This is a genomic window from Microbulbifer thermotolerans (assembly GCF_001617625.1).
Classification (GTDB): Bacteria; Pseudomonadota; Gammaproteobacteria; order Pseudomonadales; family Cellvibrionaceae; genus Microbulbifer; species Microbulbifer thermotolerans.
The window spans coordinates 2,739,938-2,765,787 of sequence record NZ_CP014864.1 but is presented as its reverse complement, the minus strand read 5'-3'; the positions used below and the strand labels follow the sequence as shown (position 1 = coordinate 2,765,787).

Here is a 25,850-nt window from a genome sequence, read left to right as displayed (position 1 = left end):
ATGTTCTGCGCCGGCCGAGCCCGACCGGGCAAGAGGTCATGTCCACAATAAGCAAGAATGAGTCCGGGCCCCGCGCTGCGGTCCGGCGGGTAGTGATTTCATGAGAGCAAGCGAGTTGGATCCCGCTCAATTCGAAGATATTCGTCCTTACCGGGACGATGAGGTGCGCCAGGTGCTGGACCGGCTGATCGCCGACCCGGAGATGTCCCACGCAGTAGCCCACCTGCTGCTGCCCAAACTGGCCAGGCTGGAAGGTCCCGTGGCCTGGCTGGTGCGCCAGTTTTTGCGTTTCGAGTTCCGCAAGGCACGGGATGTGCGCGGCGTGCAGGAAGTGGTGGAAAAATACATGGATTTGGTGGTGCGCCGCACCACCTCCGAATTCACTATTTCCGGCCTGCATAATCTGCCGCGCGACCGCGCCTGTCTGTTTGTGAGCAACCACCGGGACATCGCCATGGATCCGGCGCTATCCATTGTCGCCATGTTCAAGGAGGGGCATGAAACGGCGCGTATCGCCATTGGCGACAACCTGCTCACCAAGCAGTTTGCCACCGACATCATGAAGCTGAACAAGTGCTTCACCGTCAAGCGCAAGGCAGGCACACGCCGTGAGAAGCTGCAGGCCGCCACCCAGCTGTCCAATTACATTTACCACTCCATCGTCAATGACAACGAGCACGTGTGGATCGCACAGCGCTCCGGGCGTGCCAAGGACGGTCTGGACCGCACCAATCCGGCACTGGCGGCCATGTTTGCCATGTCCAAGGACAAGCAGACCTCCTTTGCGGACTTCTGGCGCCAGCTGCATATCGTGCCTCTGACCATTTCCTATGAGTGGGACCCCTGTGACGCGCAGAAAGCGAGGGAGCTTTATTTCACTGAGCGCAAGGAAGAATACCGCAAGGGCAAGCACGAGGACCTGGGCTCCATCGCCAAGGGCGTGGTGGGGCAGAAGGGGCATGTGCACGCCGCATTCGGCACACCGATTGAAGATGATTTTCACGATGTCACCGCGCTGGCGGAGGAGATAGACCGGCAGATTATCGGCAACTACGTGTTGCACCCGACCAATCTCATCGCTTATCAGATGGTTTACGGTGAAGCGCCGGACTTGCCGGTGGGCTATCCGGCCACCCCCTGGAATCCCCGCGAGCACGAAGAGACGCGGCGCAAGTTTGAAGAGCGCATGGAAAACATCGACGAGCGCTGGCGCGACAAGGCGATCCAGGGCTATGCGAATCCAGTGGTTTCCCGCCTCGCATACGAATAGTGTGGAGAATAGGCGCCAACGGGAGAGTAGCCGGCGCGTTTTCGGTTACAATCCCGCGCCTATTACTTCGCACTCAGTCAGATTTCCCCTTTGCTAAGCGACCAACACAAAAAAGCCATTCAATCCGCCTACAGTCAGTTTCTCGCCAGCCGCGGCCTCAGGGCCCGCTACGGGCAGAAGCTGATGGTGGCGGCGATCGCGCGTACCCTGGGCGCAATCCGCCAGAATGCGAGCGGCGAGCGGGACAGTGGCCAGAGCGACGGCGATCATATCTGTGTGGTCGAAGCGGGCACTGGCACCGGCAAGACGGTGGCGTATTTGCTGGCTTCCATTCCCCTGGCCCAGGCGCGGGGTAAAACTCTGGTGGTATCCACCGCAACGGTGGCGCTCCAGGAGCAGATCATCAACAAAGATTTGCCCGAGGTGGCGCGCCACAGCGGCCTGGAGTTCGATTTCATTCTGGCCAAGGGGCGCGGGCGGTACTTGTGTCTGTCCAAACTGGACCAACTGCTTTCCGGTTTCAGTGCCAGTGGCACAGGTGTGACTCTCAGCCTCTACGGTGACGAGCAGCCGCTGTTGGGAGAAGACACTGTGCTTCTCTACCGGGAAATGGCCGACAAACTCGCCACTGGTACCTGGGACGGCGACCGCGATAACTGGCCCGAGACCCTGGATGCGGAAGATTGGAGCCGCATCACCACCGATCATCGCCAATGCAGCGGCCGCCGCTGCCCCCACGTGGGCAATTGCAGTTTCTTCCGCGCCCGCGACAGCCTTGGCAAGGCGCAGGTGATCGTGGCTAACCACGACCTGTTGCTGGCGGATCTGGCTTTGGGCGGCGGCGCCATACTGCCGCCTCCGGAAGAGACGATTTATGTGCTTGACGAGGCCCACCACCTGCCGGACAAGGCGTTAAACCACTTCTCCCACCACAGTCGCGTCGGCGCCTCCAGTGGCTGGCTGGAACAGGCCAACAAAAGCCTGGGACAGATGCTCGGTGAGATAGGTGATGGCGGTGATATAGACCGCTGTGGTGAGCAGCTGCCGGCGGTGCTTACGTCCGCCAAGCAGGGGCTGGAGCAGATGTGGCCGCTGATCGAGGACTTGTGCGAGTTTGAAGCCGATGGCGGCAGCAGTTATTCCGGCGCCAGTGCCCGGCACCGTTTCGAGGGTGGTGTGGTGCCGGAACCCATGATGCAGCTGGCGGAAAAGCTGCGTGAAGATTTCGATGAACTGGAATCCCTGTTGGGCAAAATGTTGCAGGCGGCGCAAAAACTGCTGGAGGATCCGCACTCGCCAGTGCCCGCGGTTGACCTGGAGCGCTGGTATCCGCAGCTGGGCAGTTGGTACGGGCGGGCGGAGGCCAACCTGCAATTGTGGGCCAACTACGCGAGGCCGGACGCGGATGGCGCACTGCCCCAGGCGCGCTGGGTGACCCTGGTGGATTGGGGCGGGTCGCACGATTTTGAAGTGTGTAGCTCCCCCATACTGGCCGCGCGCACACTGGAGTACAGTTTGTGGCGGCGCTGCTATGGCGCCGTGCTGACCTCTGCGACCCTGACAGCGCTCGGTAAGTTCGACCGCCTGAAGTTGCGCGCCGGTACGCCGGACAATGCCAGCTACCAAGTGGTGCCCAGCCCCTTTGATTTTTCCCGCGCGGTGCTGAGGGTGCCCGCTTGCGCGGTGGATGCCGGCGATGCTGACGCGCATACAAACGCGGTGATCGACACCCTGCCGGATCTGCTGCAGGGAGACGGCGGCGCGCTGGTGCTTTTTTCCTCTCGGCGGCAGATGGAGACCGTCTATGAGGCGCTGCCCGGTACCTGGCGCAACCGCATTCTCATGCAGGGGCAGAGATCGCGCCAACAGCTGTTGGAAACACACAGGGACATTGTCGACGGTGGCGGCAGCAGCGTGCTTTTCGGTCTGGCCAGCTTCGCCGAGGGGCTGGATCTGCCCGGGGACTACTGCCGCCACGTGGTGATTGCCAAGTTGCCCTTCGCGGTGCCCGACGACCCCATTGAGGCGGCCCTGGCGGAGTGGATAGAAGCGCGTGGCGGCAATCCGTTTATGCAGATCACCGTGCCGGACGCGGCGCTGAAACTGGTGCAGGCCTGCGGCCGTCTGCTGCGCACAGAGGCCGATAGCGGTACTGTCACATTGCTGGACAGGCGCGTCGTCACCCGCCGTTACGGCCGCGCGATATTGGACTCCCTGCCGCCGTTTACGCGGCGCATAGAGTAATCCAGAGTGCGCGTGGCCGTTTTTCGTTAGTGCGGCTGTCCGCACCTACAATGAACGCACATCGAGTATTGGTTATGGAACGCATTTACAGCGAAGTCGCCGAGCAGCTGTTGCTGATTGAGGCGGAAATGCGCCGTCTGGACCTCTGGGCCGCGCAGCCGCCCTCCGCGGAAGCGCTGGCGAGCACAGAGCCTTTTTGTGTGGATACCCTCACCCTGCCGCAGTGGCTGCAATTCATATTCCTGCCGCGCATGCGGCAGTTGATAGAGCGGGAGCTGCCGCTGCCCCGTCAGTGCGGTATTGCCCCCATGGCTGAAGAGTACTTTCGCGGCGACGCGGGGGGGAAACTGGTCGAGCGACTGGCCGAACTCGACGGCCGGCTGCAGCGGGGCTGAGCGCAATGGAATCAGTTGGCGGTCCGCTCTGTTGAATCGGTCACAGTTTTGTTTCTGTCATGAAGATAAGGTCCCGCCTCCCGTCCACAAGCGGACATCGAGCGGTATCTGGGGCCGTCGCTGTTCAGTGACCGGAGGGATGCGTTAATATCCCGCATTTGCACGCCGCGGGGGCGGGACTCTCCGGGTGACAAAAATACGGACAACCGGAATACCCAGGGGCGGCTGCAAAGCCACAAGGTAGTAACAAGAATGCGGACTTTTTCCCTCTTATGCGTGTTGCTGGCAACCCAGTTGCTGGCCGGTTGCGAGTCGTTGCAGTTTCCGTGGCTGGGTAAGCCGCCGGAGACGGAGCCCGCTGAAGCGGCTGCTGTCCCCGCCGCTGAAGAGGCCCTTCAGTGCCCCGAGCCTGTCGAAGTGGTCTGCGCCGAGCCTGAGGTCAAGGTAGTCGAAAGGGTCATCGAACGGCACTTCGAGAAAGTGGTCGAAGTACCTGTGGCCAAGGACAAGCTGGTACTCGGCACCGTCGAGACGGTTTCCATAGAGCCCGGTGGCCTCTCTTTGGACTCGGTGATTGATACCGGCTCGTCCACCTCCTCCCTGAACGCCAGGGATCTGACCCCTTTCGAGCGCGACGGCAAGGAGTGGGTGCGGTTTAAGCTGATCCCCTCCGACAGCGCTGAAGGCGATGCGCCGGTGACCATAGAGCTGCCGGTCAAGCGCTATATGCGCGTGGCGCGCCCCGGCTTCGAGAGTCAGCGGCGCCCGGTCGTGGAAATGAATCTGACCATCGGCGATGTCACGCACATGGTCGAAGTCAATTTGACCGATAGGGGCAATTCCGATTTCCTTCTGCTGATCGGTCGCAATTTCCTCAAAGATGCAGCGGTGGTGGATGTGAGCAGACGCAATGTCCAAGGGGCGCCGAAAGTTCCGGTCGGCAAGTAGCCTTGAATGAAGAACGCCCGGTGCCGCATTAGTGCGGCACCCGCAACACTATGGGGAATGGCGGATGTCGCCACGCGCTCAGGTTTATATTCTCGCAGTACTTCTCGCCCTGATGGGCATCGGTCTTACTATCTACAAAAATCGCGAACTGGGTTTTCCCCTGTTGCCCGGTGAATACCGCACCGTCTGGACCATCGAGGCCAAGGTGAGCTTCGACGCCGACGGCGGCCCGGTCAAAGCGGCGCTCACCCTCCCGCGGGAACAGCGCAATATGGAGGTGCTGGGGGAGTCCTTCAGTTCCTCCGGCTACGGTTTCAATATCATCCAGCAGGATGATGAATACCGCGCTATCTGGTCCCGCCGCACCGCCGCGGGGCGCCAGTCTCTCTTCTATCAGTTGGACGTCCATCAAACGCCTGGGGCGCCGCTGGAACAGCCGTTGGATCTCTCCACCGAGGTGCAGAAGCCCTTCCTCGGCGCCCGCGAGCAAGAGGCCGTGCGCCTGGCCATCTATTCGCTGGTGGACTTTGCCCGCGAGCGCTCCTCGGATACTGAGACTTTTACCACCCAGTTGCTCACGGCCCTCGGCGACACCGGAAATCAGGATCGCAACCTGATCTTTGGTTATTACAAAGACAAGTCCCTGGTGGACGTGGCCCTGCTGGTACTGGCGGTGGCGGAAATCCCCGCGCACCGCATCCGCGGCCTCTACCTGGAGGATGACCGCCGTCGCCTGGCCCCCGAGGATCTACTGGAAATCTACGATGGCAAACGCTGGGTGGTTTTTGAGCCCGTCAGTGGCTCGCCGGGCGTGCCGAAGAACTTCTTTATCTGGCAGCGCGGTGGAAAGAGCCTGCTGGATGTGGAGGGTGGGCGCAACTCCCAGGTGACCTTCTCCGTCATCGCCAACGACGTACCGGCGCGGGATGTGTCCATGCTTAAAACCAGCAAGGAAAAAGAGGCGCTGGTGGACTTTTCCATTTACACCCTGCCGATTGAACAGCAGAGTATCTTCAAGCTGATACTGCTGGTGCCGGTGGGGGCGTTGGTGGTGGTCGTTCTGCGTGTTTTCGTCGGCCTGCGCACTTCGGGCACTTTTATGCCGGTGTTGCTCGCCATTGCCTTTATCGAAACGCAACTCTTTACCGGGCTGGCAATTTTCGTACTGATTTTGGTGCTTGGCCTCTGGGTGCGCTTTTACCTGAGCCGCCTCAATCTGTTGCTGGTGGCGAGAATCGCCGCCGTGGTGGTTACGGTGGTGATACTGATGGGGGCCATCAGTGTTGTCAGCTATAAGCTGGGAATCGAGCAGGCGCTGACGGTGACTTTCTTCCCAATGGTTATTCTCGCCTGGACTATCGAGCGCATGTCCATCGTCTGGGAGGAGGACGGCCCCTACGAAGTGGTGGTGCAAGCGGGCGGCAGCCTGTTGGTGGCGGTGTTGGCGTGGTGGGTGATGACCAACCGCTATATCGAGCACTGGACGTTCAATTTCCCGGAATTGCTGTTGGTACTGCTGGCGCTAATTCTGGTGATCGGCAACTATACCGGCTATCGGCTCGGCGAGCTGATGCGCTTCCGCCAATTGGTGAGGTGAGTCACCGATGCAGGGTTTTTCCGCAAAGCACCTGATTGCCAAACTGCGCGGCGGCATTGTGTCTCCACTGGCGCTGCGCCGCATGGGGGTGTTGGGTATGAATGCGCGCAATGTGCACTATATCGCCCGCTACAACGACAGAAGCAAATACCCCATCGTCGATGACAAGCTGAACACCAAACGCGCAGCCAAGCGCTGTGGTATTCCATCGCCGGAACTGATCGCCGCCTTTGAGACCCAGCCGAGCCGTGCGCGGGTTATGGAGGTAATCGAGCCACTGTGGCAATTTGTGATCAAGCCAGCGCGTGGCTCCGGTGGTAAAGGCATTCTGGTGATTACTGGCCGCAATGGTGACCAATATGTGAAACCATCCGGCGCAGAGGTGACGGCACTCGACATACTGCGTCATGTCAGCAATATCCACAGCGGTCTTTATAGCCTTGGCGGCAAGCCAGACCGGGTGATGATCGAGGCGTTGGTGGATTTTGATCCGGTGTTCGACAACTACTCCTTCGAAGGTGTACCGGATATCCGTGTGATCGTTTTCCGCGGCTTTCCAGTGATGGCAATGCTGCGCTGCTCCACACACGACTCCGACGGCAAGGCCAATCTGCACCAGGGGGCTGTCGGGGTGGGGATAGATCTCGCCACCGGGCGCAGTTGCCACGCAGTTCAGCGTGGCCTGCGTATCGACAAGCATCCGGACACCTTAATGCCTTTCGATAAGTTGGAGGTGCCCGGCTGGCGGGATCTGGTGCGGCTGGCTGCCAGTTGCTACGAAATGACGGGGTTGGGCTATCTCGGTTGCGACATAGTGTTGGACCGTAACCGCGGACCGCTTCTGTTGGAAGCTAACGCCCGCCCAGGGTTGGCGATACAGGTCGCTAACGGTGTAGGTCTGGGTAAGCGGCTGCGCCACATCGAGGACTTTGATCTGGAACAACTGGAAAAAAATGTGGACGAACGGGTGGATTACGCCATGCGCCAGTTCGCTGCGGGCAGTGGCTGGTAGGGAATTCCACCAGGAGGCAAAAAATAAAAAAGGGCGAACAAATGTTCGCCCTTTTTTATTTGGTTCAACCGGCGATCATTGGGTTGCGCTGACTGGGCAGAGATGGAACTGCTCCATCATGATTTGCAGGCGCTTGCGCTGCATGTTTAGGCTGTACTCCAGCTCTTTGACCCGGGTGCGGATGGCCGCGGACTCCCATTTTGCCAGCAGCCGCTCGCGCGCGTTTTCATAGCGGCGGGATTGCAGCTCTTTCCATTCGGCCAGGGCCGCGGCAAAGTCCTGTGCCTCCTTTTCCAGCACCCTGCGCCACCGCTCTTTATGGCTGGATTGTTGTAGCTTCTGCTCTGCGCGCTTGAACTGCATGGTCAGAATTGCCCGCTGGATGCGTATTGTGGGCACCGTTTTCAGATTGCGCGCCAACCCGAGCCAGCTCGCGGTTTTGATCAGCCATTTGGTGGGATCCCACTGATACCAGCGGATGCCGTTGCGGTAGTCGGTCTGGAATATGTGGTGGTAGTTGTGGTAGCCCTCCCCGAAAGTAAAGAAGGCCAACAGATCGTTATCCCGCGCGGTATTTTCGTCGGTATAGGGACGGCGGCCCCACATATGCGCCAGGGAGTTGATAAAGAAAGTGGTGTGGTGGTTGACCACGATCCGCAGTACGCCGGCGAGCAGCAACATGCCGATGATGTCACCGGTGAGCCAGCCGGCGAGGAGTGGCAGGCCCAGGTTCATGGCCAGAGTAATCGGAATGTAGTGGTTGTGCTGCCACATCACGATCTTGTCCCGCTGCAGATCCTTGGCATTGCTGAAATCCACCTTGCCGCTTGGGTAATCCCGCAGCATCCAGCCGATATGGGAGAACCAGAAGCCGCGCTTGGCGGAGTAGGGATCTCGGTCGTTGTCGTCCACGTGGCGGTGATGACGGCGGTGTCCGGATGCCCAGATCAGGATGCTGTTTTGTAGTGTTGCGGCGCCGAAGAGGGCGAATATTAGGCGCAGGGACCAGTGCGCCTCATAGGTGCGGTGTGACCAGAGGCGGTGATAGCCGGCGGTAATAGAAAAGCCACAGAGCGCGCCGTAGACGGCAAAGGCCAGCCACTGGTACCAGTGATAGCCGTGGAAGATACCGTACAGGGGAACCAGGATCAGCGCTGCCAGCGCGGTGCTGGAAAACAGCAAAGTGGTGACCCACAGTCGTGGAGGGGTCTTGGAAACTGCATTCATAGTACGACCTTTGTTGAACGCTACTGTGAAGTTGTCAGGTGGGACATTGTAGGTTGAGACCGATTGGTCGGGTATTTGGGTTTTTATCATCAGGGGGGAATGCTAACCCATCGGCAGGTGCCAGGCACCTTTGAAGGGGTGGTTTTGGGAAGTGAGTCCGCCTATGCCAATTTATGGTGCGTTGGCGCCATATATCGAACCTTGTTGGTTCAAGCTTCGCCAAATTTCCGCCACTGGCGTCCACAGAACTACGAATTCGTGGGGAAACCAAAGTTGGCACGGGGCTTGCAATATTACTGGCGTGGGCCAAGAGGCCTGCGCTCCGGGAATCCATCACGGGGTTATAGCATACGAAGACTGCGTGACTTCCCGTTTTCTCTCATCATCGCTGATTCTGGCCCCGCTTTGCGGGGCTTTTTTTTAATCTTTCCTGTATATAGCAATTGAGCGTATAGGTCAATACTTAATCAGCCCTTACGCAAATTTTTTCAGTGGTATTGCGAAAACCGGCGCAGCTGCTGGCTGCGGTCTTTTCACGGCAAGCTATTAATGCTTCACTAAGCAGCCTCCGATAAATTCGACCGAAAGCTCCTCGTTGGTCCCGGCGTTGCGCTTCTCACGCCCACGCGGAGGGTTTTCATTGTCGGGAGCGAATGGACCAGAGCTTCGCTAACCGAGATAGAAGCGTATAAAAGAGAAATACGTGTCAGAGCAACAGCCTCCCAAGGGTTCCCCGCCGCTGCAACTGGCCTCCCCCGATGAGCTGCGCGGGCTGGAGCCTGAGCAGCTTGCCCGGCAGGCTGTCTATCTGCAGAGCCTGCTACTGGATGTCGACTGTGGTCTCTGGGAGTGGCATCCGCACAGTGGCCGCCAGCGCGCTCAAGGACCGGTCTGGTCGATTTTTTCCAAAACCCTGGACTCGGCCCTGTGCGGGCTCTGGACTAGCGAGGACTTGCCGCTGGTACATTCGGACGACCGCGAAAAACTGCTGGCGCTGCGCCAGCGCCTGGCCGGACAGGGGGGCTGTATCGATGCCGCTTTTCGCGCCTATGATGGTGCCGGCCAGTTATATTGGCTGCGCCTCTGGGGGCGTGCCTTTAAGTCCGATACCGGCGAACTCTTCGCTATCGGTGGCTGCGCTGATTACAGCGAGGCACTGTCGGTACCCTATCTTTCCAATCTCCCCGGTGAGTGGCCTTTGCAGGCTCTTGCGGGGATCGGTGACGGTCTCTGGGAGTGGGATTTACGCGCTGAAGAAATTGTGCTGGACAGAGCCTGCTGGGCGATGTTGGGTTACGAGCGGGGACAGGTGGATGCCAATGCGCGCACAGCTCTGTCCCTGTGGAAGTCGCGTGTGCTGCCCGAGGACTTGCCGCGCCTCGAACAAGCTTTTACGGACCACTTGGCCGAACAGCTTCCACTGGATGTGGAATTCCGTCTGTGGCACCGGGACGGCGGTATTGTGTGGATGCGCTGTCGGGGGCAGGTACAGCGCAATAGTTGGGGCGAGCCGCTGCGTGTACTTGGCGTGATGCAGGATATCACCGCCAGCCGCGAGGCGTTGGCCCGCGCCGAGTGCGAACTCACACAGTTGCAACGCGAAAATAAAAATCGCGCCAATCTGCTTTTCGGTCTCAGTCATGAATTGCGCACTCCGCTAAATGCGATACTCGGTTACAGCCAGATGATCGAACTGGACCAGAGTCTCAATCCCGATCAGCGCCAGCGGCTCGGGGAAATCCGCCGCGCGGGTCAGCACTTGTTGCATCTGGTAGGGGATGTGTTGGAACTGGCGCGTATTGACAGCTTTCGACTGGCGCCGTCGATGGAGCCAATTCAGCCAGCGTCACTGGTGGCGGAGTGCAAACGTCTGCTGGAACCCCTGGCGGAAACCCGTCGTGTCAGTTTGATTTTTGAACCCCTGGGTTGGGAATCCGCCTATATCAGTGCCGACCCGGTGCGCTTCAAACAGGTTGTATTGAACCTTGCCGGCAACGCGGTCAAGTACAACCGGGAAAACGGCCGTGTGGTTATCAATTTTGCCCCCCAGGCCGAGGGCTGGCTGCGGCTTAGCATTCTGGATACCGGCCGGGGAATTCCTGAGGACAGACGGGCGGAAGTGTTCGAGCCCTTCAACCGCCTGGGAGCGGAAAAGGGGCATATCGAAGGTACTGGCGTCGGCTTGGCGATTGCCAAGCGGCTCACCGAAGCCATGGGCGGGCGCATAGATTTCGATAGTCATGAGGGGCAGGGTTCTATTTTCTGGATAGAGTTCCCCCTGATTGACCCGCCGGCCGAGGTGATGCAACTGACGGCGGGGCCGAGTGACCCGGTTGAGCTCCCCTCCTGCCACATTCTGCACGTGGACAGCCGGCCTTCCAGTGTCGCCCGGCTGAAAGCCATGCTGGCAGGCTTCCCCCAGGTTCGGCTTTTGGTTGCGGCCGACGCTGTGGAGGCCATATTCACCGCTCGTACTCAGTGTCCGGATATCATGCTCTTCGATGCCTCGGTGCCGGGGATATCCGCCGCGGATACGGCGCGGATTCTAAAGGCGGATCCGGTGACAGCGTCTATTCGCTTCGTGGTTGTGGGCGAATACAGCGGTGAAAGTTGCGACGCAGGCCTGCCCGATTCCTATGACTTGGCGCAGTTATCCCGGGTGCTGAGCAAGTGTCTGGCGGATGCGATGAAAACCGCGCCATAAATACATAGGGTTCCGGCAATGGTGGCGAATTTTTCGCACCGGGTTACACTTGCCCGGCTCTGCAAAAGCGCCGTGTCCGGCAGGTGCCCATTCAGGCGAATACACGGGAAGACAACAATAAACTGAGGAGGGAAATGTCTGCCACTCTACCGGATGCCCGCCCCGCGGGACGGGAATTCCGACAACGTCTGTGGGTTTCGGCTCTGTTATTGGCTGTATTGGCCGGCATCTTTGTAGCGGTTTGCAAACAGCTGCTCAGTGTCAACGGCGGGGCGGCGATTCTCTGGTTTCCCGACGCCATCGCTATTGCGTTTTTGTATCGACATCCACCGCGTGACTGGCCCCCGTTGCTGTGTGCTCTGGTGTGCGCCAATGTCGCCGTGGATCTGGCGATGGGGTTTGAAGCCGGAGCGGCGGCCATATACGGGTTGGCGGGATTGGCGGAAGTCCTGCCCGCCGCACTGCTGTTGCGGCGATTTTTCCCCAATGAGACGTATTTCGACAGTCTCGGGCAATGGGCGCGCTTCACCCTGATTACCGCGGTGTTGCCGCCACTGGCCAGCGCCACCATTGGCTCCGCCATAGCAGCGCTGCGCACCGGCATCGATTACTGGACCTTGTTTTCCGCTTGGTATCTGGCGGATGCTGTGGGGATACTGGTACTGCTTCCCCTGGCGCTCCACTGCAACGCGGAATCTTTGCGGGCGCTGCTGGACCGGGTACAACTGAGCCGTCTGCTTACCGTGACCGGAGCAGTGATCGCGGTGATATTTCTGATTTTGGAAATCGCTCTGCAGTCTTTTGTTTTTGTCTCTCTTCCCCTGATCTGGGCTGCCACTCGGCTGCCCATTTTCCAGACGCTGATCGTGATCTTCGTCGCTATTTTGTCCCTAGCGCTGAAATATGTCGGCGTGGACGCGCATCCCAATCCCAGCCTGTCCCCGATTGCAGGCGAGAGAACCGGGCTGCACTTGGTGCTCTCCATATTTGCTGCCGTGATTCCAGCTTACGTCATGGCGGTTTATACCAATATTGAGCGCCATCGCAACGCGCGCATTATCGCCATGGAGAGCAGCTTCCGCGAGGCGGTGGAGCAGTCGCATATCGGCATGCTCCTAGTGTCTCTCGACGGGGTGGTCCGGCGGGTCAATCGCAGCTTTTGCACCTTCCTGGGTTACGAGGAAAGCGAACTGATCGGCCGCAGTGTCTTCGACCTCACTTACGCCGGTGACGAGGCCGAGAGTCGCACTTTCTGGCGGGAATATGTGCGTGGAGAGTGCGATGTGCCGCAGATGGAAAAGCGCTATGTGCGCAAAGACGGCGCGGTGGTCTGGGGCCATCTTTCATGCTCTCTCGCCCGCGGGGCCGATGGTAGAGCGCTTTACTCCATTGCCCAGGTTGAGGATATCGACAGCCGCAAACGCAGTGAGGCAAAACTACTGGAATCCCGTGAGCGGCTGCAGGTCACACTATCCTCCATTGCCGATGCGGTCATTTCCACCGACGTTGATCAGAAGGTCAATTTTATGAACCCGGTGGCCGAGCAGATGACCGGCGTCACAATGGAGGAAGCGCGAGGGCTGCCCCTGGATCGCATTTTCCATAGCACAATGGGGGTCGATGGCGAACCCTTGGACAACCCGGTCTCGGAGTGTCTGCAGTTGGGAGCGGCGGTGCGCGGTGCCGAAGGTGCCGTTCTGCACAGCCGCGACGGGCGTACCTATGAAATCAAGAATTCAGCTGCCCCACTGAAGACGGAGAGGGATAAGCTGTTGGGTGCGGTGATGGTATTTCAGGATGTCAGCGAGTCGCGCCAGCTGATACGCCAACTCACTTATAAAGCCTCTCACGACGATCTTACTGGCCTCCTCAATCGCGACGCTTTCAAACGCGAATTGCTGAAAGCCATTGACAGTGCGCGTTGTGGCGATGAGTGCCACGCGCTGGCATTTGTCGATCTGGATCGCTTCAAAGTGATTAACGACAGTGCCGGCCATTTGGCTGGCGATGCTTTGTTGAAAAAGATCGGCAGCTATCTGCGCGCCCTGTTGCGCACCAGCGACTGTGTTGCGCGACTGGGTGGAGACGAGTTCGGGGTACTCTTCCGCAACTGCAACAAGATGCAGGCAAAGCTGCGCTGTGAGCAGTTGATTCGGCAGGTTGTCTCCCTGCGCTTCCCGTGGAACGAACGCGTCTATGATGTCGGCGCGAGTATTGGTATCACGGAAATCAACTGCGACAACCACCGCCTGGGCGATTTGTTGAGCCAGGCGGACGTGGCTTGCTACTCCGCCAAGCACGCCAGCCGCGGTACCGTGATGATTTACGAGATGGAGCAGAGCGCCGCGGCTTTACGCCACCGGGAAATTATTATGGCCTCGACTATCCGCGAGGCGCTGGACGGTGGACGGCTGACACTTTATGCACAGGCGGTGGCGGAAACCGCCGATACCGGAGTAGTCAGTCATTGCGAGATTCTGGTACGCATGGTGGATCACCGCGGCGCGCTGATTATGCCGGCGGCTTTTATTCCCGCCGCTGAGCGGTACGGGTTGATGCTGCAGATAGACCGCTGGGTGGTGGATGAGGTGCTCGCGCGGCGCGCGGCCCAGATTTGCGCCGCGGGAATCCGCTTTTCCCTCAATCTTTCCGCCGATGCACTGGGCGATGCCGAATTCCAGACCCACCTGATCCGGCTGTTGGAGGAGACGCCGGTACCGCTGTCACGAATCGGCTTTGAAATCACTGAAACGGCGATCATCAATCAGATGGAAAGCGCCAGCCACTTTGTCGCAACCCTGCGCAAGATGGGGTGTGAGGTGGCGCTGGACGACTTCGGTAACGGACTCAGTTCGTTCGGTTATTTAAAAGCCTTCTCCATTGATTACATCAAGATCGACGGCAGCTTCGTGCGCCAGGTGGAATCCAACTTCGTCGATCTGATTATTGTCGAGTCCATCCATCAGGTGGCGCATCGCCTTGGTGCCAGGACTATTGCGGAATATGTGGAAGACGCCTCCACCGCTGAGCGATTGCGCCGTATCGGTGTGGATCTGATGCAGGGCTATTATGTCGGTCAGCCCCAACCGCTGGCGCAGCTGCTGGATGCGGCTGCGCCAACTGTCGCACAGCCGGCGGCGCTGACCGAGCGCTAGGTGGGGCGGGGTCTTAGCGAAGGTGACCCAAATGCCTGCCGACGGTTTGCAGCAGTGGTTTGAAGACTTTGGGGGTCCCGCAGACCAAGTGCCCTGAATCCAGGTAGCTCTCCCCACCCCGGAAGTCACTGATCAGGCCGCCGGCCTCTTTCACTAACAAGGATCCCGCCGCGATATCCCAGGTGTTCAGGTACATTTCCCAGAAGCCGTCGAAACGTCCGGCGGCCACATAGGCCAGGTCCAGGGAGGCGGCGCCGGGGCGGCGGATGCCCGCAGTCTGGCCAGCGATTTCCTTAAATGCCGCCAGGTAAGGGTCTATGGCATCCAGAGCGGGACCATTGAAGGGCACGCCGGTGCCGATCAGGGCGCCGCGCATATTCTGCCGGGGCGATACGCGGATGCGGCGCCCATTCAGGGCCGCGCCGCGGCCGCGACTGGCGGTAAACTCTTCGCGCTTGATGGGGTCCAGTACCACGGCGTGCTCGATGCGCCCGCGGTAACGGCAGGCGATGGAGATCGCAAACTGGGGAATACCGTGAATAAAGTTGGTGGTACCGTCGAGAGGGTCGATAATCCACTCATAGTCTGGCTCCGCGCCCTCCAGTAGGCCACTTTCTTCGGCGCGGATACTGTGCTTGGGGTAGACCTTGCGCAGGTGGTAAATAATTTCCTGCTCGCTGGCTTTATCTACCTCAGTGACGAAATCGTTGCGGGCTTTTTCCTCGAACTTGGTGACGTCGCCTCGCTCCCAGGCTCGTTCAATCAATTCACCGGCCTTGCGCGCCGCGCGCAGGGCAATATTCAGCATGGGTTCCATAACAATTCCGCACTTGTTGTTGAAAAAAACTGGCCACGGGCTCGCCGCGGCGGAGCGATTGTAGGGATTCCGGCGCATATTTGCTACACTCGCGCGCCCGCGTCATCCCGACAAACTGAAATATCCGCAGAGTATGGCCAAGTCCCCTCTCGACAGCAATCCACTCGCTGTCCTCGACAATATCCGTGTGGTGTTGGTGAACACCGCTCATCCCGGCAATATCGGCGGCGCCGCGCGCGCGCTGAAAAATATGGGGCTCAGCCAGCTCTACCTAGTGGCGCCGCGGGAATTCCCTGCCGCCAATGCCGTCTGGCGCGCCGCTGGCGCTGCCGATTTGCTGGACAGCGCCGTAGTGGTGGAGACGCTGGAGGAGGCCGTGGCTGACTGCGGTCTGGTGGTGGCCACCAGCGCCCGCGAACGCCGCATACCCTGGCCGCTTTTGACGCCGCGCCAATGTGGCGCCAGAGCCGTGGCTGAGGCAGCTACTCATCCGGTGGCACTGGTGTTCGGACGCGAGGACCGAGGGCTGACTAACGAGGAGTTGCAGGCCTGCAATTTTCACGTGCATATTCCGGCCAATCCAGAGTACAGCTCCCTGAACTTGGCCACTGCGGTACAGGTGCTCGCCTATGAGGTTCGCGTGGCGGCGCTGGAGGCGGAAAAAGGTGAGGCTCTGAATTACGCCGATTGGGACAGGCCGCCTGCCAAAGCCGGTGATATGGAACTTTATTTCGAGCACTTGCAGCAGGCCCTGGGAGAGCTCGGCTTTATAGATCCGGAAAACCCGCGTCAGACTATGACCCGTCTGCGCAGACTGTTCAGTCGCGTACGCCCGGACGATATGGAGCTGGGTATACTGCGCGGCTGGCTGACAGCGATACAGAATTACATCTACGGGACCGGTGGCAAGGGACGCCCGGAATAGATGAACCAGGTGACGCCCGTGGGCGGCGAGTGGGATATAATTCCTGACACAAGAGCTGGGTTATATACTTGACTAACTTGGTGGGTTATTCCATACTCGCGGCCCGATCGAAAGAGGGTTGTAGATCAGTCGGGAGCTGATATGCGTTTGACAACCAAAGGTCGCTACGCGGTCACGGCGATGCTGGATTTGGCGTTGCACGCCGATCGTGGTCCTATCAGCCTGGCGGACATTTCCAAACGCCAGGGCATTTCCCTGTCTTATCTGGAACAGCTGTTCTCCCGTCTGCGTCAGTCCGGCCTGGTCTCCAGTGTGCGCGGTCCGGGTGGTGGTTACCGCCTGGCGCGGGATGGTGCCGATATTTTCGTGGCGCAGATCGTTGACGCGGTGAATGAGTCTGTGGACGCCACTAATTGCGGCGGCAATGCGGACTGTGCCAACGGTGAACAATGTCTGACCCATTATCTGTGGTCCGATTTGAGCGAACAGATTCACAACTTCCTCAGCGGTATCAGCCTCGCCAATCTGGTAGCCCGCTCGGAAGTGCAGGAAGTGGCGCGCCGGCAGGATATACGCGAGGCCCCGGAAGAGCGGGTCGCGGTGGTCGGCGGCCTGTAACCGGGCCCTTCCCGCGAGATGTACAAAGAGTTACTGAGCGAAACGGTATGACTATGAAGCTTCCCATCTATCTGGATTACTCGGCCACCTGCCCGGTGGATCCGCGCGTTGCCGCCAAAATGGCGGACTACTTGACGATGGAGGGCAACTTTGGCAACCCGGCCTCGCGTTCGCACCTGTATGGCTGGAAGGCGGAAGAGGCAGTGGAAGAGGCGCGTCGTCAAGTGGCGGAACTGGTCAATGCCGATCCGCGTGAGATCGTCTGGACCAGTGGTGCCACTGAGTCCGACAACCTGGCTATCAAAGGGGCAGCCCATTTTTACCAGAGCCGCGGCAAACATATCATCACCTCCAAGATAGAGCACAAGGCGGTGCTGGATACCTGCCGCCAGTTGGAGCGCGAGGGGTTTGAGGTCACCTACCTCGATCCGCGCCCCGACGGCATTGTCTATCCGGAGCAGGTGGAAGAGGCGCTGCGCGATGACACCATTCTCGTCAGCCTGATGCACGTCAACAACGAGATCGGCACGGTCAACGATATTGCGGCCATCGGTGAGCTGTGCCGTGCCCGCAAGGTGATCTTCCATGTGGACGCGGCCCAGAGCGCCGGTAAACTGCCGATCGATCTGGGGGCGCTGAAAGTGGATCTGATGTCCTTTTCCGCGCACAAGGTCTACGGCCCCAAAGGCATTGGCGCTCTGTATGTACGCCGCAAGCCGCGGGTGCGTATCGAGGCGCAAATGCACGGCGGCGGCCACGAGCGCGGCATGCGTTCCGGCACACTGCCGACCCATCAGATTGTCGGCATGGGGGAAGCTTTCCGCATTGCCAAGGAGGAAATGGCGGACGAGTCTGCGCGCATGCTGGCGCTGCGCAATCGCTTCTGGGACCAGATCAAGGATATGGAAGAAGTTCATGTCAACGGTTCCATGGAGCAGCGGGTGCCCGGCAACCTGAATGTGAGCTTCGCCTTTGTGGAGGGTGAGAGCCTGATTATGTCCCTGAAGGATCTGGCGATTTCCTCTGGCTCCGCGTGTACCTCCGCCAGTTTGGAGCCCAGCTACGTACTGCGCGCCCTGGGAGTGAATGACGAACTGGCCCACAGCTCCCTGCGCTTCAGTTTTGGCCGCTTTACCAGCGAACAAGATGTGGATACGGCGGCGGCGGAGGTGCGCAAGGCAGTGGAAAAACTGCGCGAATTGTCGCCGCTGTGGGATATGTACAAAGACGGCATCGACCTCAATACCATTGAATGGGCGGCGCATTAAAGGTTTAGGAGAGATTAGCAATGGCCTATAGCGATAAAGTCATCGACCACTACGAACGCCCCCGCAATGTCGGCCGCCTTGACGAGAAGGCGGACAATGTGGGCACTGGCATGGTGGGCGCACCCGCCTGCGGCGACGTCATGCGTCTGCAGATTCAGGTGAATGACGAAGGTGTCATCGAAGACGCCAAGTTCAAAACCTATGGCTGCGGTTCCGCCATCGCCTCCAGTTCTCTCCTCACTGAGTGGGTAAAGGGAAAAACCCTGGAGGAGGCCGAGCAGATCAAAAACACCGCTATCGCCGAGGAGTTGGCCTTGCCGCCAGTGAAAATCCACTGTTCAGTACTGGCGGAGGACGCCATCAAGGCTGCGGTACGCAATATCCGCGAGAAGCGTGGCCAGCTGGCAGAACAGGAAGTCGACACAAAAGCCGCGGGCTAAAACCCATCGGGCAGTAGGGGTAGAATTGCAATGGCCATTACCATGACGGAAGCCGCGCAGGCGCATATCCGCCGCCAGCTTGAAAAACGCGGCAAGGGCGTGGGTATTCGTGTCGGCGTCAAGACCGCCGGTTGCTCTGGCCTTTCCTATGTGCTGGAGTTTGTCGACGCAGTGTCTGCCGAGGACATGGTTTTCGAGCAGAATGGCGTCAAGCTGGTGGTGGACCCAAAGAGTCTTGTCTACCTGGACGGTACCGAATTGGATTTCGTCAAGGAAGGGCTGAATGAAGGGTTTGCCTTTTCCAATCCGAACGTGAAGAACGAGTGCGGTTGCGGCGAAAGTTTTCACGTGTGATCCCCGCCAGCCGTGGAAAGGCCGGGTGCGTCGTGCATGCCGGCCTTTTTCATATCTCCACCATCTGCGGGGCAGTGTAAACGCAGCCTGCCGGGGTAAATGCCTATGCCACTGAATCAGAATTATTTTGAAATATTCGGCCTCACCCCCGAGTTCGATATTGATCGCGCGGCCCTGGCCGAGCGCTACCGGGAACTACAGCGGGAGTTCCACCCCGATAAGTACGCCGCCAAGTCCGAGCGCGAACAGCGGCTGGCGATGCAGTACGCGGCGAAGATTAACGAAGCCCATACCACTTTGCGCGATCCCGTGGCGCGCGCGGCTTACCTGTTGCGGCTCTCCGGCGTGGAAGTAAGTCCCGAACAGACTACCAGCGACGCGGAATTTCTGATGCAGCAGATGGTACTGCGCGAGCGTTTGGAAGAAGTGCGGGACGCGGCAGAACCGGAAAGGGCGCTGGACCACCTTGGGGATGAAGTGCGCGGCCTTTTTGTTGCTGAGCAAAAACATTTCGCCGGGTACTTAACGGCGGGCGATTTGGAAGCGGCGAAAAACTCCCTCTTTAAATTGCAATTTCTCGCCAAGTTGCAGCGACAAGTGGAAGACCTGGAAGAAGATTTACTGGATTAAAAATGGCATTACTGCAAATCTCCGAACCCGGCCAGACTCCCGAACCCCACCAGCGCAAACGTGCAGTCGGCATCGATCTGGGGACCACCAATTCGCTGGTGGCCACGGTGCGCAGCGGCTCGGCAGAAGCCATAGCGGCGGAAGACGGCAGTGTGATACTGCCGTCGGTCGTGCACTACGGTGAAGCGGGCATCAGTGTGGGCGCCGTTGCCCGCGCCCGCGCCGGAGACGACCCGTACAACACGCTGATCTCGGTCAAGCGCATGATGGGGCGGGGCATTGCCGATGTGCAGAGTTTCGGCGATCAATTGCCATACAGATTTGCCGATACCGATGGCGGAATGCCTTTGATTGAAACCGCTGCCGGGCCGGTGAGTCCCGTTCAGGTATCCGCCGAAATTTTGAAAACACTGGCGCAGCGTGGTCGGGAGGCCCTCGGCGGCGAGCTGGATGGCGCGGTCATTACCGTACCCGCCTATTTTGATGATGCCCAGCGCCAAGCCACCAAAGACGCCGCGCAACTGGCGGGTCTCAAGGTGCTGCGGTTGCTGAACGAGCCCACGGCGGCCGCGGTCGCCTATGGTCTGGATAGAGATGACGCCGACTCCAAGATCATAGCTGTCTACGATTTGGGGGGCGGCACCTTCGATATTTCCATTCTGCGCCTGTCCCGCGGTGTCTTTGAGGTGCTCTCTACCGGCGGTGATACCGCTCTCGGCGGCGACGACTTCGACCGCGCCATCGCCAGCTGGATCGCAGCACAGGCGGGATTGGGCACCGACCTGGACCCGGCCACCCAGCGTGAACTGCTGGATAATGCCTGTGCCGCCAAAGAGGCTTTGGCAAGCAAAGAGCAGGTGGAAGTCGCCTGTGGGGATTGGCGGGGCACTCTGGATCGCGCTGGTATGGCGCGGCTGCTGGACCCCCTGATCGACAAGACACTGCGCGCCTGCCGGCGCGCCCTGCGCGATGCCGGCTTGTCTGTTGAGGATGTGCAGGAGGTGGTACTGGTGGGCGGTTCCACCCGTACCCTGCGCGTGCGCGAGCGGGTAGAGGAATACTTCGGCCGTCCGCCCCATGCGGATATAGACCCCGATCAGGTGGTTGCCATTGGCGCGGCCCTGCAGGCGGACGTGCTGGTAGGCAACAAATCCCGCGACGACCTGCTGCTGCTGGATGTGATACCTCTGTCTCTCGGTATCGAAACTATGGGTGGTTTGACGGAGAAACTGATTCACCGCAACACCACGATTCCCGTAGCCAAGGCCCAGGAGTTCACCACTTTCAAAGACGGCCAGACAGCCATGGCGATCCACGTGGTGCAGGGAGAGCGCGAGTTGGTCAAGGACTGCCGCTCCCTGGCCCGTTTTGAATTGCGCGGTATACCGCCCATGGTGGCTGGTGCCGCCCATATCCGCGTGACTTTCCAGGTGGATGCGGACGGCCTTTTGTCGGTGACAGCGACGGAGAAGAGCAGTGGCGTCAGTGCCGATGTCACTGTCAAACCCTCCTATGGCCTGGAGGATAAGGACATTGCCCGCATGCTCCAGGATTCCTACGCCCACGCCGAGGAAGACAAGGTTGCGCGGGCGCTGCGCGAGGCCCAAGTGGAGGCGGAGCGCACCCTGGAGGCACTGCTGACTGCGTTGCAAGAAAATGGCGCTGAGCTGCTCAGCGAAGAGGAACTGAGCGATCTGGAGCGGGCCATGGAGGCGCTGCGGTTGGCGCACAACGGCGGCGATGCGGACGAAATCCGGCGGCGCATTGACGCGCTCAATCAGGTATCTGAGCCTTTCGCTGCGCGCCGTATGGATGCCTCCATTAAACGCGCCATGCAGGGGCACTCCCTGGACGAATTCGATCAATAAATGCCGGGACCCTGAGGGACCCACTGGATAGAGTTACAAGCCCATGCCAAAAATCGTTTTTTTGCCCCACGCCGAAATTTGCCCCGAGGGCAAGGTGGTGGAAGTGGAACCCGGAATCAGTATCTGTGACGCGGCCCTTGAGAACGGTGTTGAGATAGAGCACGCCTGCGAAAAATCCTGTGCCTGCACCACCTGTCACGTGATCGTGCGCGAGGGTTTTGACTCCCTGGAAGAGCCTGACGAACTGGAAGAGGACATGCTGGATAAGGCCTGGGGGTTGGAGCCGGAATCGCGCCTGTCCTGCCAGGCAATCGTGAGTGACGAAGATCTGGTGGTCGAGATTCCCAAATACACCATCAACCAGGTATCGGAAAAACATTGACCAGTTGGTCTGAATCGCCGCAGGTCTAGTTGCGAGGAGAAGACGCAGATGAAATGGACAGATATCAACGACATCGCTATCGAGTTGGTGGAAGCATACCCGGACGTGGACCCACTCTCGGTCAACTTTGTTGAACTGCGCAACTGGGTGATGGAGCTGCCCGGTTTTGACGATGATCCCGAGCGCTGTGGTGAAAAAATTCTCGAGGCTATACAGGCGGCATGGATCGAAGAGGCCGAGTAAGTCACCAGATAGTACAAACTTCGTGCAACAGCGCGTATAATCCGCCCTCCGCAAAATGGCGGTGATTAAAATCTGAGTGCTCCGCGCGGGCACACAAGAATTCATTGAAGAGCAACTGTTTGAGTTGCTCTTTCTGTATAAGCATTGCAAACACTGAAATTGGAGAACAAGATGGCCCTGGAACGCACTCTTTCCATTATCAAGCCGGACGCGGTAGCCAAGAATGTTATCGGCGAAATCGAAACCCGCTTCGAAAAAGCCGGTTTGCGTATTGTTGCCATGAAAATGCTGCACCTGTCCCGCGAGAAGGCCGAGGGCTTCTATGCCGAACACAAAGAGCGTCCCTTCTTCAAAGATCTGGTGGACTTCATGACTTCCGGTCCGGTCGTGGTACAGGTACTGGAAGGTGAAAATGCTATTCAGGCAAACCGCGATCTGATGGGGGCCACCAACCCGCAGGAAGCAGCTCCCGGCACTATCCGCGCCGACTTCGCCCAGAGCATCGACGCCAATGCGGTACACGGCTCCGACTCCCCTGAGTCTGCAGCGCGTGAGGTGAGCTACTTCTTTGCCGAAGACGAGATTTGCCCGCGCAGCTGATTTCGCGACAAAGGCAGTGTGAAGGGCCCGCCCCGCAGCGGATTGTGGCACTTTGTCAAAGTGCGCAGGCCGCTCACGGAAAGAAGCGGGTCCGCTCCTAAGCCTGAATCCCACGAGGTAATCCCATGACCCAAGCGCAAACCGCCAAAACCAACCTGCTCGGCCTGTCCCCGGACAAGCTGGCCGCCTTCTTTGAATCGCTGGGCGAAAAGCGTTTTCGCGCGGTGCAGGTGCTCAAGTGGATTCACCAAAATGGGGTCGATGACTTCTCGCAGATGACCAATATCTCCAAGGTACTGCGAGAGAAATTGGCTCAGGTGGCAGAGGTGCGGGCGCCCGAGGTACTGGGTCAGTGGGACTCCGCCGACGGCACGCGCAAATGGCTGATCCGCGTCGAGGGCGGCAATGCCATTGAGACCGTCTATATCCCCGATGGTGACCGAGGTACCCTCTGCGTATCCTCCCAGGTTGGCTGCTCTTTGGACTGTAGCTTTTGCGCCACAGGCAAGCAGGGCTTCAATCGCGACCTGAGCGCGGCGGAGATCATCGGTCAGGTGTGGATCGCCTGTAAGTCCTTCGGTCAGTTGCAGCCGAAAGGTCCGCGCAAGGTGACCAACGTCGTTATGATGGGTATGGGCGAACCGCTGTTGAATTTTGACAATGTGGTCGACGCCATGACCCTGATGATGGAAGACAATGCCTACGGCATTTCCAAGCGCCGGGTCACCCTATCTACATCCGGCGTGGTGCCCGCGCTGGACCGCCTCGCGGATGTGACTGATGTCAGTCTGGCCATCTCCCTGCACGCGCCCAACGACGAGCTGCGCAACCAGCTGGTTCCCATCAATAAAAAATATCCGATCGCCATGCTGCTGGATTCCGCCCAGCGCTACATAGAGCGCATGCCGGACAGCCATCGCAAGATCACCATTGAGTACACCCTGATCCGCGAGGTCAACGACCGTCCCGAGCATGCCGAGCAGTTGGCGGAGCTGCTGCGCGATGTGCCAGTCAAGATAAATCTGATACCCTTCAATCCGTTTGAGCTGTCCGACTACGAGCGGGTAAGCAACAATGCTTTGCGACGCTTTCAACAGATTTTGTTGGACAAAGGTTATACGGTAACCGTGCGCACCACCCGCGGCGATGACATTGCCGCGGCCTGCGGTCAGTTGGCTGGCAGCGTTAACGATCGCACGCGCCGCTCTGAACGCTACCGCAATGCCCGGCTCCGAGACGATGGCGCAGACCAAGGCGAGATAGAAAGCCCGGTGCGCTTCGTCGGGTGATGTCGACAGAACATCACCGGAGGCCGGAACAAAACAATGACAGGTGATGTTGTGTTAGCGAAAAAACTCTCCGGACTTCTTTCTGGCTTGATCCTCTCGGTCGCGCTGAGCGGCTGTGTCACAACCGGCCTGCCGCAGCGGCAGGAAGTTGATATTGAAAAAGCGGTTCAGACCCATGTGCAGCTGGGGCTGCGTTACCTGAGAAATGGCGACAACCGCGAGGCGGCCCGCCACCATTTCAACAAGGCCCTGGAACTCGGTAAAAAGGACCCTATGGCCCATCTCGGACTCGCGCTGATGTATCAGACGGACGGCGAGGTAGAGGTGGCTGAATCCCACTTCAAGAAAGCGTTGCGCTACGGAGACAACTTCTCCATGGCGCGGACCAACTACGGTGCCTTTCTCTACCAGCAGGAGCGCTACGAGGAAGCGCTAGTGCAGTTTGAGAAAGCGGCTTCCGATCTCACCTATAACCGCCGCTCCTATGCGCTGACCAACTATGGCCGTACAGCCGCAAAGCTGGGCAAGGTGGAAGAGGCAGAGAAGGCTTACACCCGCGCCCTGGCGCTGGATGACGATTTGCCTCAAGCCTTACTGGAATTGGCCGAACTTAAATTTAATACCGGTGCTTATGTAGAGGCAAAGCACTACCTGGACAGATACAGTGCGAAAAACCGGCAGATACCTCAGTCCCTGTGGCTGGGTATCCGAATTGAGAAAATTTTTGGCAACCGGGACAAGGAACGGAGTTATGCCCTGGCGCTGAAAAATCTCTACCCCTATTCGGCGGAAGCGCTGAAGTACAAACAGACTATGGCCAATGACGGATAACCTTTCCGATATCGCCCGCGAGCAGACGGGTGAATCCCGTGAACAGCTGCTGGATAATTCCCCCGGCAGCCAGCTGCAACGCGCCCGGGAGGCGGCCGGCCTGAGCCGGGAGGAATTGTCCAACCGCCTGTGCATGACCGGGAACAAACTGGAACTGCTGGAGCGCGATCAGTACGACCGCCTGCCGGGCGCCATCTATGTGCGCGGCTATATCCGCAATCTCTGCAAAGAGCTGAATATCGACGAGGGGCCCGTGTTGCAGGCATTCTCCGGCTATTGCAGTGCCGAGGAAGAGAGCCGTGAAATACTTGCCCACGTCAGCCGTGGAGGAGAAGTTTCTCCGGTTCGACACCGCATGCGGGGCCTATTGGTGTTGCCGCTGTTGCTGGTGGGGGTTGTTTTCTGGTGGCTATATGGCCGCGATGTGGCACAGCAGCCGGCTGCGCTCGCCAACGGGGGCTTGTATCCGGAAGCGCCAAGGGATGAGCTGGCCGCCGTGGAGCCTGAGGGCGGTGACGTTGTCGTTGCGGATGGAGCGGCTGCCGCGGATTCAGCGGAGAGCGAGGCCGAACTCAGTGCCATGCCTGCAATTGAGGCGGATCCGATCTCCGCTGTCGGTGAATCGGAACAGGTGCCGGCAATTGCTGAACCGCAGGCCGTCGTGACGCCGGCCACCAGTGCTGAAGAGTCTGGCTCCGGGCAGTCAGTGGAACCCTCCGCAGCATCTGTCGACGGCGCACTGCGGCTGACGTTTGTCGAGGAGTCCTGGGTCGAGGTCAAGGACGCCAGCGGCCGCGTACTGCTGGCCAAGTTGCAGCCCGCCGGTACTGAAGTCGAGCTGAGCGGTGAGGCCCCTTATCAGTTAATGCTGGGCAATGCCCGGGGAACACAAGTGCGCTATCGCGGCGAGCTGATTGACAGTGACCCCATCGGTAGCCGCCGCACCCGCCGCCTGACAGTGGGCGAGTAGTTCACTCTTCGCTAGGGCGCGGCCCCTGTAGGTTTGCGCCCAATCTCTCTATAATCCCTCCTT

General features: G+C 59.2%; 23 protein-coding genes. 21 read left to right on the top strand and 2 right to left on the bottom strand.

Annotated elements, in window-relative coordinates; all coding sequences use genetic code 11:
- Window positions 1-100 precede the first annotated feature (100 nt).
- The 6 genes from A3224_RS11495 (at window position 101) to A3224_RS11470 (ending at window position 7,466) form a co-directional block, all read left to right on the top strand.
- Window positions 101-1,270: a 1-acyl-sn-glycerol-3-phosphate acyltransferase gene (locus tag A3224_RS11495; protein ID WP_067154672.1), complete on the top strand. Its 1,170-nt coding sequence runs from the start codon at window positions 101-103 to the stop codon at window positions 1,268-1,270.
- Between the two features lie 90 nt (window positions 1,271-1,360).
- Window positions 1,361-3,514: an ATP-dependent DNA helicase DinG gene (gene dinG, locus A3224_RS11490; RefSeq protein WP_067154670.1), complete on the top strand. Its 2,154-nt coding sequence runs from the start codon at window positions 1,361-1,363 to the stop codon at window positions 3,512-3,514.
- A 74-nt stretch (window positions 3,515-3,588) separates the two neighbouring features.
- Entirely contained in the window at window positions 3,589-3,909 is a 321-nt protein-coding gene (locus tag A3224_RS11485) for a YqcC family protein (RefSeq protein ID WP_067154666.1), read from the top strand.
- A 252-nt stretch (window positions 3,910-4,161) separates the two neighbouring features.
- Window positions 4,162-4,857 (top strand): ATP-dependent zinc protease family protein, encoded by a 696-nt coding sequence (locus A3224_RS11480; protein ID WP_082817505.1) that lies wholly within the window; start codon window positions 4,162-4,164, stop codon window positions 4,855-4,857.
- Between the two features lie 64 nt (window positions 4,858-4,921).
- The gene (locus A3224_RS11475; RefSeq protein ID WP_067154660.1) at window positions 4,922-6,454 is read left to right on the top strand and encodes a UUP1 family membrane protein; all 1,533 of its coding nucleotides are present in this window, start codon (window positions 4,922-4,924) and stop codon (window positions 6,452-6,454) included.
- A 7-nt stretch (window positions 6,455-6,461) separates the two neighbouring features.
- Complete coding sequence (locus A3224_RS11470; protein ID WP_067154658.1) at window positions 6,462-7,466, top strand: alpha-L-glutamate ligase-like protein; 1,005 nt, start codon at window positions 6,462-6,464, stop codon at window positions 7,464-7,466.
- Between the two features lie 75 nt (window positions 7,467-7,541).
- Here the strand turns inward: A3224_RS11470 and A3224_RS11465 are convergent, their stop codons facing one another.
- Entirely contained in the window at window positions 7,542-8,693 is a 1,152-nt protein-coding gene (locus A3224_RS11465) for an acyl-CoA desaturase (RefSeq protein ID WP_067154655.1), read from the bottom strand.
- Between the two features lie 703 nt (window positions 8,694-9,396).
- Here A3224_RS11465 and A3224_RS11460 point away from each other — a divergent pair.
- Both A3224_RS11460 and A3224_RS11455 read left to right on the top strand, forming a co-directional pair.
- The gene (locus A3224_RS11460) at window positions 9,397-11,397 is read left to right on the top strand and encodes an ATP-binding protein (protein WP_067154652.1); all 2,001 of its coding nucleotides are present in this window, start codon (window positions 9,397-9,399) and stop codon (window positions 11,395-11,397) included.
- Window positions 11,398-11,531: 134 nt separating this feature from the next.
- The gene (locus A3224_RS11455; RefSeq protein ID WP_067154649.1) at window positions 11,532-14,552 is read left to right on the top strand and encodes an EAL domain-containing protein; all 3,021 of its coding nucleotides are present in this window, start codon (window positions 11,532-11,534) and stop codon (window positions 14,550-14,552) included.
- Window positions 14,553-14,565: 13 nt separating this feature from the next.
- Here A3224_RS11455 and A3224_RS11450 read toward each other — a convergent pair whose 3' ends face one another.
- Entirely contained in the window at window positions 14,566-15,369 is an 804-nt protein-coding gene (locus A3224_RS11450) for an inositol monophosphatase family protein (RefSeq protein WP_067157905.1), read from the bottom strand.
- Window positions 15,370-15,502: 133 nt separating this feature from the next.
- On the opposite strand from A3224_RS11450, the gene trmJ reads away from it, so the two are divergent.
- The 13 genes from trmJ to A3224_RS11385 all read left to right on the top strand — a co-directional run bounded on the left by trmJ (window position 15,503) and on the right by A3224_RS11385 (window position 25,787).
- Complete coding sequence (gene trmJ, locus A3224_RS11445; protein ID WP_067154646.1) at window positions 15,503-16,294, top strand: tRNA (cytosine(32)/uridine(32)-2'-O)-methyltransferase TrmJ; 792 nt, start codon at window positions 15,503-15,505, stop codon at window positions 16,292-16,294.
- Between the two features lie 141 nt (window positions 16,295-16,435).
- A complete protein-coding gene (gene iscR, locus A3224_RS11440) occupies window positions 16,436-16,912 on the top strand; it encodes a Fe-S cluster assembly transcriptional regulator IscR (protein ID WP_067154643.1) in 477 nt (158 codons plus the stop codon).
- 53 nt (window positions 16,913-16,965) lie between these two features.
- Window positions 16,966-18,180, top strand: a complete 1,215-nt coding sequence (locus A3224_RS11435) for an IscS subfamily cysteine desulfurase (RefSeq protein WP_067154641.1) — start codon at window positions 16,966-16,968, stop codon at window positions 18,178-18,180.
- A gap of 20 nt (window positions 18,181-18,200) precedes the next feature.
- Window positions 18,201-18,620: a Fe-S cluster assembly scaffold IscU gene (iscU, locus tag A3224_RS11430; RefSeq protein WP_067154638.1), complete on the top strand. Its 420-nt coding sequence runs from the start codon at window positions 18,201-18,203 to the stop codon at window positions 18,618-18,620.
- Window positions 18,621-18,650: 30 nt separating this feature from the next.
- Complete coding sequence (gene iscA, locus A3224_RS11425; protein WP_067154635.1) at window positions 18,651-18,974, top strand: iron-sulfur cluster assembly protein IscA; 324 nt, start codon at window positions 18,651-18,653, stop codon at window positions 18,972-18,974.
- Between the two features lie 105 nt (window positions 18,975-19,079).
- Window positions 19,080-19,604 carry a Fe-S protein assembly co-chaperone HscB gene (gene hscB / locus A3224_RS11420; protein WP_067154631.1) on the top strand — a complete coding sequence of 175 codons (525 nt, stop codon included), beginning with the start codon at window positions 19,080-19,082 and terminating at the stop codon, window positions 19,602-19,604.
- 2 nt (window positions 19,605-19,606) lie between these two features.
- The gene (hscA, locus tag A3224_RS11415; RefSeq protein WP_067154628.1) at window positions 19,607-21,472 is read left to right on the top strand and encodes a Fe-S protein assembly chaperone HscA; all 1,866 of its coding nucleotides are present in this window, start codon (window positions 19,607-19,609) and stop codon (window positions 21,470-21,472) included.
- A gap of 43 nt (window positions 21,473-21,515) precedes the next feature.
- Entirely contained in the window at window positions 21,516-21,854 is a 339-nt protein-coding gene (gene fdx, locus A3224_RS11410) for an ISC system 2Fe-2S type ferredoxin (RefSeq protein WP_067154626.1), read from the top strand.
- A gap of 48 nt (window positions 21,855-21,902) precedes the next feature.
- A complete protein-coding gene (gene iscX / locus A3224_RS11405) occupies window positions 21,903-22,097 on the top strand; it encodes a Fe-S cluster assembly protein IscX (RefSeq protein ID WP_067154623.1) in 195 nt (64 codons plus the stop codon).
- Window positions 22,098-22,268: 171 nt separating this feature from the next.
- Window positions 22,269-22,697, top strand: a complete 429-nt coding sequence (gene ndk / locus A3224_RS11400) for a nucleoside-diphosphate kinase (RefSeq protein ID WP_067157902.1) — start codon at window positions 22,269-22,271, stop codon at window positions 22,695-22,697.
- A gap of 125 nt (window positions 22,698-22,822) precedes the next feature.
- The gene (rlmN, locus tag A3224_RS11395; protein WP_067154621.1) at window positions 22,823-23,986 is read left to right on the top strand and encodes a 23S rRNA (adenine(2503)-C(2))-methyltransferase RlmN; all 1,164 of its coding nucleotides are present in this window, start codon (window positions 22,823-22,825) and stop codon (window positions 23,984-23,986) included.
- A 36-nt stretch (window positions 23,987-24,022) separates the two neighbouring features.
- Window positions 24,023-24,817, top strand: a complete 795-nt coding sequence (pilW, locus tag A3224_RS11390; protein WP_067154618.1) for a type IV pilus biogenesis/stability protein PilW — start codon at window positions 24,023-24,025, stop codon at window positions 24,815-24,817.
- Window positions 24,807-25,787 carry a RodZ domain-containing protein gene (locus A3224_RS11385; RefSeq protein ID WP_067154614.1) on the top strand — a complete coding sequence of 327 codons (981 nt, stop codon included), beginning with the start codon at window positions 24,807-24,809 and terminating at the stop codon, window positions 25,785-25,787. Before pilW ends, A3224_RS11385 begins: the two co-directional genes overlap by 11 nt.
- The last annotated feature ends 63 nt before the right edge of the window (window positions 25,788-25,850 follow it).